Source organism: Kitasatospora sp. NPDC058478 (genome assembly GCF_042720345.1).
Lineage (GTDB): Bacteria > Actinomycetota > Actinomycetes > Streptomycetales > Streptomycetaceae > Kitasatospora.
The window spans coordinates 194,421-196,191 of sequence record NZ_JBHXML010000001.1 but is presented as its reverse complement, the minus strand read 5'-3'; the positions used below and the strand labels follow the sequence as shown (position 1 = coordinate 196,191).

At 69.6% G+C, this 1,771-nt stretch carries 1 protein-coding gene; it reads left to right on the top strand.

All coding sequences use genetic code 11. The features are described 5' to 3' along the window. Positions 1 to 604 precede the first annotated feature (604 nt). A partial coding sequence (locus ACFWPT_RS00820) for a chitinase (protein WP_380478452.1) occupies positions 605 to 1,771 on the top strand: 1,167 nt, incomplete at its 3' end.

The window sequence follows — 1,771 nt, the reverse complement described above, 5'->3', positions numbered from 1 at the left end:
TCGTGGGCTGCGTTTTTTGTTTTTATGTGACGGGCCCGGGGCCGCCGGGGCCGCGCCCCCGCCGACGGGCGCGCGGCCACGGCACCTTCATTCTTCGGCGGCGCCATTTTTCGGTGCGCCCGCCCTTCGGCAGCGCGGCCACCCCGCACCACCGGCCACCTCCGCCGCACCGCCCACCTCCACAGCCCCGGCCGCACCGCGCACACCCGGCCGATCGGGCGGCCCTTCGGCCACGGGGGCGGTGTGTTGACGAACTGTTAGGTCTCTTGACAGACCAGTGGTCTAGTCCAACCATAAGCATGTCGATCCGACCGGGATGCACTGTGGGGGTGTGACCACCGGCGGCTGAGGCACTGCCCTGCCCTGCCCTGTCCCGCACCACCCCCGCTCCGTACGGCGTGCGCACACGCGTACCCGCCACCCGCCTCCGCGCGAGTCGGTGGGCTTCCGCGCGCCCGCACACCCAGCAGTCCCGCACGTCAGCACACCCGCACACCCACACGTCCGCACGTCCGGGCCCGCGCGGCCGACCCCACACGGCCGTCGCGCCCCGATCATGCGCGTATCCCCAACGTCCTGCCCCACCACGTATGTTGGAGAATCCATGCGTCTACGCAGAACCATCCAGGCGGCCCTGACGGCCTGTGCCACGCTGGCCGCGTCGGCCGGCCTGGTCGCCGCCGGGACGGGCTCCGCCCAGGCCGCGACCCCGCTCCCCAGCCGGGTCTTCGCCCCCTACTTCGAGTCCTGGACCGGGCAGAGCCCCGCCGCCCTGGCCACCCAGTCCGGGGCCAAGCACCTGACGATGGCGTTCCTCCAGGCCGCCACCAAGGGCTCCTGCACCCCGTACTGGAACGGCGACACCTCAAAGCCGGTCTCCTCCTCGACCTTCGGCGCCGACATCGCCACCATCCGGGCCAACGGCGGGGACGTGATCCCCTCCTTCGGCGGCTACACCGCCGACAACACCGGCACCGAACTGGCCGACAGCTGCACCGACGTCAACCAGATCGCGGCAGCCTTCGAGAACCTCGTCACCACCTACGACGTCAGCCGGATCGACCTCGACATCGAGGACAACTCGCTGACCAACACGGCCGGAATCGACCGCCGCAACAAGGCGATCAAGATCGTGCAGGACTGGGCCGCCGCCAACGGGCGCAACGTCCAGTTCTCCTACACGCTGCCGACCACCACCACCGGGCTGGCCTCCAGCGGCCTCGCCGTGCTGAAGAACGCGGTCAGCAACAACGCCCGGATCGACGTCGTCAACATGATGACCTTCGACTACTACGACGGCGCCACCCACGACATGGCGGCCGACACCCAGACCTCCGCGCAGGGCCTCTACAACCAGCTCGCCAAGCTCTACCCGACCAAGACCCCCGCCCAGCTGTGGGGTTCGATCGGGATCACCGAGATGGCCGGCATCGACGACTACGGCGCGGCCGAGACCTTCACCGTGGCCAACGCCACCACCGTCTACAACTGGGCGGTGTCGAAGGGCATCAACACGCTGTCCTTCTGGGCGCTCCAGCGCGACAACGGCGGCTGCCCGGGCAAGGCGGGGGACGACTCCTGCTCCGGCATCAGCCAGAACACCTGGGACTTCACCCACATCTTCGCGCCGTTCACCAGCGGATCGACGGTGACCAACGACTTCTCCGTGGCCGTCAACCCCAACTCCGCGACGGTCACCGCTGGTTCGTCCACGTCCGCGGCCATCGCCACGGCGGTGACGGCGGGCTCGGCGCAGAACCTCAACCTGTCG